Annotated in this window: 6 protein-coding genes; 1 reads left to right on the plus strand and 5 read right to left on the minus strand. The window is 75.1% G+C overall.

Annotated elements, in window-relative coordinates:
* The 3 genes from IH13_RS38750 to IH13_RS0128965 form a co-directional block, all read right to left on the minus strand.
* Positions 1 to 1876: DUF2264 domain-containing protein (locus IH13_RS38750; RefSeq protein WP_031088974.1), on the minus strand; the 1876-nt coding region annotated here is incomplete at its 3' end.
* The gene (locus IH13_RS0128960) at positions 1873 to 2856 is read right to left on the minus strand and encodes a hydroxyacid dehydrogenase (RefSeq protein ID WP_031088975.1); all 984 of its coding nucleotides are present in this window, start codon (positions 2854 to 2856) and stop codon (positions 1873 to 1875) included. The genes IH13_RS38750 and IH13_RS0128960, both read right to left, overlap by 4 nt.
* Positions 2857 to 3320: 464 nt before the next feature.
* Positions 3321 to 4484 carry a substrate-binding domain-containing protein gene (locus tag IH13_RS0128965; RefSeq protein WP_031088976.1) on the minus strand — a complete coding sequence of 388 codons (1164 nt, stop codon included), beginning with the start codon at positions 4482 to 4484 and terminating at the stop codon, positions 3321 to 3323.
* A gap of 213 nt (positions 4485 to 4697) precedes the next feature.
* Between IH13_RS0128965 and IH13_RS0128970 the strand changes: the two genes are divergently transcribed.
* A complete protein-coding gene (locus IH13_RS0128970; RefSeq protein WP_031088978.1) occupies positions 4698 to 5480 on the plus strand; it encodes a sulfite exporter TauE/SafE family protein in 783 nt (260 codons plus the stop codon).
* A 44-nt stretch (positions 5481 to 5524) separates the two neighbouring features.
* Here IH13_RS0128970 and IH13_RS42935 read toward each other — a convergent pair whose 3' ends face one another.
* On the minus strand, positions 5525 to 6013 hold the full coding sequence (locus tag IH13_RS42935; RefSeq protein ID WP_031088979.1) for a hypothetical protein: 489 nt from the start codon (positions 6011 to 6013) through the stop codon (positions 5525 to 5527).
* A gap of 186 nt (positions 6014 to 6199) precedes the next feature.
* Complete coding sequence (locus IH13_RS0128980) at positions 6200 to 6718, minus strand: DUF309 domain-containing protein (protein ID WP_031088980.1); 519 nt, start codon at positions 6716 to 6718, stop codon at positions 6200 to 6202.
* Positions 6719 to 6888: the final 170 nt, after the last annotated feature.

The following is a 6888-nucleotide window of genomic DNA, read 5'->3' on the forward strand; positions in this document are numbered from 1 at the left end:
CGATACGGGTCGTCGCGCCGTCGTCCGCCCAGCCGACCCGGACCGTGTCCCCGGCCACGTCCACCCCGCTCACCGCCGCCGCGAGCGGGGCGGCGTCCGGCTCGCCGGTCAGCGACGCCAGCGCGACCAGCACCACCGTCCCCTCCACGTCCGCGGCCAGCCGGGGCACCGTCGCCCACCGGGCGAACGCCGTACCCTGCGGCGCCCGGACCTCCTCCTGCCCGTCCCAGCCGTGGAGCCCGTGCAGAGCGGAACGCACCCCGCCCTCCGGGGCCGTCGCCCACCCCGTCTGCTCGGCCCGCGCCCCGGCCGGGGCGCCCAGGATCCGGTGCACCCGCAGCTCGTACCGGCCCCGGACGACCGTCACGCTCTCCACCCGCAGCCCCGGCACGGTCGGCGCGCCCCCGGCGAAGACCGGCGTGTGCCAGGACGCGGCCCACCCCCAGCCGTCCCCGTGACCGGCGCCCAGCGGATGGATGCGGACCCTGCTGCTGCGGGAACCCGCGACCCGGAGCGAGAGATGGTTGTCCGCCGTGTTCGCCGACGCCGTGGGACCGGTCGCCGTGGAGTACGCGAGGCGCGCGTAGTGCGGGTCCGCCACCGCCGCCGTCTCGCCCTCGTGCGGGCGGATGTGGTCACTGCCGTGGTTGTGCAGCCGCACGACACCGTCCGCCCGGGTCGACTGCACCAGCAGCCCGGGGGCGGGCAGCGACAGCACCCGGTCGGGGCCCTCGGCGGGGGCGGGTTCCTCGGGCGCCGTCCACAGCGGATGCCCCTCGGGGGCGAGCAGCGCGACGAACGCCTTCGACGCCCAGTACGGCGACGACGGACCGGAGTACGACTGGAGCGTCGCCTCGTGGGGACCGTGCCAGCCCAGGCTCAGCAGCCCGTCGCCGCCGGCCGCGCCGTGCTCCAGGAAGTACCGCAGTGAACCGTTGAGCAGCCGCCGGGAGACGCCCGGTGACAGCGGGGTGTGCCCCGAGACCGCGCCCATCGCGACCGCCGCGCCCGCCGCGAAGCGGTAGGTGAGGGACCGGCCGAAGTGCAGCGGCGCCCCGTCCGCGCCGAACATCAGCGAGAAGCCCTCCAGGTGTTCGCTCAGCCGGGCGCCGTAGTGCGCGGACAGCTCCTTCTCATCGGACAGGTACGCGTCCAGCACCGGATACAGGTGCAGCGCCCAGCCGTTGTAGTGGTCGAAGGCGCGGCCGTCGCCGTCGGCGTACCAGCCCTGGCCTCGGTACCAGACCTCCAGCAGGTCCAGCGCGCGCTGCCGGGCCCGCGCGGTCTCCGCGTCGCCCCGGCCGACCGACTCCAGGAACCCGGCGACGGAGAAGGGGAAGAGGTACCAGTTGTTGGGCGCCGGCGTGTGCCGCAGAGCGCCCCGCAGCCACTCCTCCGCCCGGTCCTGGATGGCCGCGTCCAGCCGGTCCCAGAGCCATGGGCGGGTCAGCCGCAGTCCGACGGCCACGGACGCCGATTCCACCATCGGCTGGCCGAAGACCGTGTGGTCCAGGATCAGCGGCCAGGACTCGGCGTCGTCCCGGCCGGCCGTGCGGGTGCCGGCGGTCAGCCCGTCGGCGTACCGCTCCAGCCAGTTGTGCGGGTCCGCGCCGTCCGCGCCCGCCACGCGGAACGCGGCGGCCAGGAACGTACGGGCGTACCCCTCCAGGCCGTCGGAGCGTACGCCGGAGCGCGAGGGGCGGCCCGGCAGGTCGAGCAGGGCCCGGCCGGGGGTGGCCCACGTCCAGGCGGCGTGCAGCAGCCCGTCCGCCGCCGCCTCCCAGTGCGCCCGGGTGTAGCCGGTGTGCGGACTCACCTCGCGGTCCTCGGCGGGGAGCGGGAAGGGGTACGCGGATGTGGTGGATATCGTGCTCATGCGAGGAACGTCAGCCTTTCGCGTCGTACGGGATGGGCGAAACCGTCGCCGGCGGCCCAGCGGACGACCTCGCCGACCGCCAGGTCGGCCAGCCGTCGCAGTTCGTTGCCCTGCGACCCGGCCAGGTGCGGGGTGATGAGCGCGTTGTCGCAGTCCCACAGCGGGTGGGCGGGCGGCAGCGGGTCGGGGTCGGTGACGTCGAGGACGGCCCGGATGTGCCCCCGGCGCAGGACCCCGGCGAGCGCGTCCTGGTCGACGACCGCGCCACGGGCGGTGTTGACGAGGACGGCGTCCGGCCGCATGGAGGCGAGCAGTGCACCGCTGACGAGGCCCGTCGTCTCGGGCAGCAGCGGGGTGTGGACGCTGACCACGTCGCTCTCGGCGAACAGGGCGTCCAGGGAGACGGGCCGGACGCCGAGCGCGGCGGCCTCGGCGTCGGAGACGTACGGGTCGTGCAGCAGCACCCGCAGGTCGTACGGGCGCAGCAGCTCGATCACCCGGCGGCCGATCAGCGAGGCGGACAGGATGCCCACCGTGCGGCCGTAGTTGCCGACACCGGACGGGGCGGCCAGCCAGTCGTCGCGGACCCGGGCGGCCCGCAGGTCGCGGGCGCGTTCCAGCACCCGCTTGCCGGAGAGCAGGATCATCGCGACGGTGTACTCCGCCACCGGCAGGGCGTTGGCCGCCGCCGAGGACACCTCGATGCCCCGCTCCCAGCAGGCGTCGGTGACATGGCCGCGCACGGTACCGGCGGTGTGCACGAGGGCCCGCAGGGCGGGCGCGGCGGCGAGGACACCGGCGTGGACGGGCGGGCAGCCCCAGCCGGTGATCAGCACCTCGGCGTCGGCGAGAGCGGCCCGGGCCTGTGGGGTGCCGAAGTCGGCGAGCACGGGGTGCGGGCCGAGCGCGCACACCGCGTCCAGGGCGGCCAGGGTCTCGGGGGCAGACCCCGTCGACGGCGAAACCTGGGACCTGGGGATACTCGATGGTGGCGACGTCCGGGGCGTTGCCGGCCCGGGCCGCGTCGCTGAGCTTGGCGGAACCGCCCTGGCCCCCCGACGGGATCTTCTGGAAGTCGACCCGGATGGTGTCGTGCCCGGCGTTGAAGGCGTCCACGACCTCCTGACTGCCCCGCAGGGCGGACCAGAAGGTGACCCGTGTCTTGCGGCCGGTCCTCCCGGTGCCACCCGCCCTGCCGGTCGCGCCGGTGCCGTCCGGTGTGCCGGTACCGCTCGTGCCGCCGCCCGGTCGTGTGTCTCCGCCACCGCCCCCGCAGGCGCTGAGCGCGCCCGTCAGGGGCAGGGCGGCGATCGTGGCGAGCACGGATCGACGGCTCTGTCGATCAGGCATGGGTGCCTCCCGCGGCTCCTGATTCGAGACACGGGGAATACTGATCGGTTGAGCGATAGTGGTCAATAGGTCGATCAAAAGAAGCTTGAAGCGGTCAAACGCTCACTATGCCGGGACCGGTCACCGCCTGGGCCGACCCCCGCACTTCGAGCGAGGGCAGCAACTGCACCCGCCGTACCGCACCCCCCGGGTGCGCCAGCCGGTGCAGCAGCAGACCGGCCGCCGCCCGGCCGATCTCCGCCCGCGGCGGGGCGACCGCCGTGAGCGGGGTGCCGCCCAGCGCGGCCACCACGTCGTCGTACGCCACCACCGAGCAGTCCTGGGGTACCCGCACACCGTTCTCCGCCAGCCGCTGCACCAGCATCAAGGCGTCCTCGTCCCCGTGCAGGACGGCCCCGGTCGCCCCGCGCTCCCGGAGCAGCGCGGCGAGGTCAGGGGCGTCCTGGGGAGGTGAACCGGGCTCCCCGGGGCCCGCGTTCGGTGAGCTGATGACCACGGTCCAGTCCTCCACCTGGGGCCGGGCGGCGGCGATCTCCGCGAACGCCGCACGGACCGAACGGGCGGTGGGGCTGTCGTCGCGGGCCGCCAGAACGATCCTGCGGTGGCCCAGCGAGACCAGGTGGTCCACCGCCAGGTGGACCCCGTACCAGTGGTCGGAACAGACCGAGTCCAGGGCGTGGAGCGCGCTGCCGGGCCGTGGCCGCCGCTCCATCAGGACGGTCGGGACACCCACTTCGGCGAGCCAGCCGTAGTCGGCCTCCTCCCCGGCGGCGCTGCGCCACCGCGGGGCGATCAGCAGACCGCGCGCCCCGCCCGCCAGGGCCTGTTCCACCTGCGGGCGTTCGGCGCCGGCCGACTGGGGCGCGATGTGCAGCGTGATCCGCGCGCCCGCCTCCTCCAGAGCGGTGCGGGCGCCGTGCAGGGTCTCGTAGAGGTACGAATGCCGCTCAGGCACGACCAGGCAGATCACCCCGTCCTCGCCGGCCGCGCCCCCGGCGGCACCCCGAGCCGTGGCCGGCCGGCGCGCGCTCCCGGCGGCCGGGCCGCTCCGGGCCGGGGGCACCGCGGCCCCGGCCACCGGCCGGACCACACCGTGGCCGCGGCGCAGCTTGCCCTCCTGGGACAGCTCCTCCACGTCCCGCCGGAGCGTGACCACCGAGACCTCCAACTCCTCGGCGAGCGCGCTGACCTTGACGGCACCGCGTGCGTGCACCACCGCGAGAATGCGCTTGCGCCTCAGTTCGACCGGCTCCCGCATGCTGCTGCCCCCTTGCCGTACCGGCGTGCTGTGTTCGTTTGAACGTTCTCGTGAGCGGACGCAGCATAGCGAGGGCGGGGTTCCCGGCGGCTGAGCGCCGGGGGCGATCAGGCCGGGTGCGCGTTCGCGGTGGAGCGCCCGGGCCGGGGTGCGGGTGCGGGCCGGGGGCGAACGGCCGCCGGGTCGGAAGGTGCGTTTACCATCTGATCCGCGATGGACACCCTCACCCTCTGGCCACTGGCCGCGCTCGCGGCGGCATCCCTGCTCGTCGGCTTCTCCAAGACGGCCGTCAGCGGTGCCAATACGATCAGCCTCGCGGTGTTCGCGGCCGTACTCCCGGCCCGCGAATCCACCGGCGTGCTGCTCCCGATCCTGATCGCCGGCGACATCCTCGCCGTACTCGTCTACCGGCGCCACGCCCACTGGCCGACCCTGCTCCGGCTCTTCCCCGCCGTCGCCGCCGGGGTGGTGGCGGGCGCCGCCTTCATGATGTGGGCCGACGACGACGCCGTGAGGACCTCGATCGGCGCCATCCTGCTGTTCATGTCGGGGATCACCCTGTGGCGCCGACGCGCCACGGCCCGCGCCGCGAAACCGGAGCCCGAGCCCACGGCGGGCGCCGCACCGTCGCCCCCGCGGGCCGGACGGCTCAAGGCCCGTTCGTACGGCGCGCTCGGCGGGTTCACCACCATGGTCGCCAACGCGGGCGGCCCCGTGCTGTCGCTCTACCTGCTCTCCACGGGCTTCCGCAAGCTCAGCTTCCTGGGCACGTCGGCCTGGTTCTTCCTGATCGTCAACGTCTCGAAGGTGCCGTTCAGCGTGGGCCTCGGGCTCATCGACGGCCCGTCGCTCCTGCTGGACGCGGCCCTGGTGCTGTTCGTCCTCCCGGGGGCCTACCTGGGCCGTGCCTGCGTCGGCCGCATCAACCAGAAGGTCTTCGACCGGATCGTGATCGGAGCCACCGTGCTGGGCGGCCTCCAACTGCTCCTGCGCTGACGGCCGCCCGGCCTGTTCCGCCCGGCCCGGCCGGCCCGGCCGCGTCAGGGAATGAGCAGCCGGTCCGCGGCGACCGCCGCCACCAGTCCGACGGCCAGCAGCCAACTGCCCAGGCGGGTACGGCCGTTCCGGCTCAGCTCGATCACCACGCCGCAGAGGATGAGCGCGAGCCCGTACACCCCGACGACCAGGACGGAGGAGCGGCTGGCTATACGCAGCGCCAGGACGACGGCCATCGCCGCCATCCCCACCGAGGAGAGGGCGATCCGCAGTCGCCGTGCCTGACGCGGCGTCAGTCTGCGCCCTGCCGAAGCGGGTTCGGCCGGCTCCTCGGGCCCCTCGTCCCCGGCAGGGACCAGGGCCTGGTCCGGGGTGGGGGCCGGGGCGGGGGACCCGTCGTGGTCGCGGTCCCGTTTCCCCTCCGGTATGCCCCCGTCGGGCGCGTCCCCGGCGCGGCTCTCGGCCGGACCGGCGGCGGCCTTCTCGGTGGGGGAGCCCACGACGTGGCCTCGGGCGTGGTCAGAGTTGGTCATGGTGGGCGATCGTAACCGCTGGGCACCGAGGCGGTCTCCCGAGCCGGGTGCCCACCGGGCCGGGACCCGTGAGCGGGACGTCCACCGGACCGCGGTCCTGCCGTCCCGGGACCCCCGCGCCGGTCCCGGGCCCGATGGCGGATGACCGGTCCCGGCGGCCCGTACCGGCCCAGGACCGGTCCTGAATCAGTGGCCGTCCTCCCGAGGGCCCGGCCGCAGCCGGGGCGCCTCCGCCGCCGCGTCCACCACACCCCCGCCGCCGGGACGGCCCGCCGCCTCCACCCGGCCGGCCAGTTCCCGCGCCCAGCCGGCCAGCGGTCCCACCCCGATCCCGTACGGAGCCGGCCGCCCGAACGCCTCCACCGCGGCCGCTCCCCTTCGCAGCAGACGTGCCCCGCCCGCCGCGTTGCCCCGGGCGGCGTGGGTCAGCCCCACCGCCATCTGCGCCAGGCCCCGCCACAACTCGCGCTCGGCGTCCGGCCCCGACTTCCAGGCGTCCTCGAACACCTCGTGCGCATGGAAGGGCATCCCCGCGTCCAGCAGCCGCTGCGCCTCGCGCACCGTCTCCTCCGGGGAACGCACCACACCCTCCGGCTGGCGCTCCACCCCCTCGGCCCCGTACGGCAGGGGGCGCCCCAGCCCGTCCCGGGGGCGCGCATTGCGCGCCCGCCCTTCTTCATCACGGTCCCTACGTGCTTCGTCCACTCCACGATTGTGCCCCGCACCTGCGGATTGCCGCAGGAACCCTGTCCGTGGACACCCGCGCACGACTAGGCTCGGAGCCCTCCGCAACCACCTTGGGAAGGGGAGGCATGAAGCCGTCCCGGCCGTTGTACGAGCGCGAACCGGAACTCGCCGCCGCAGCAGAGGCGGGG

It is taken from the genome of Streptomyces sp. NRRL WC-3549 (assembly GCF_000721935.1).
Lineage (GTDB): Bacteria > Actinomycetota > Actinomycetes > Streptomycetales > Streptomycetaceae > Streptomyces.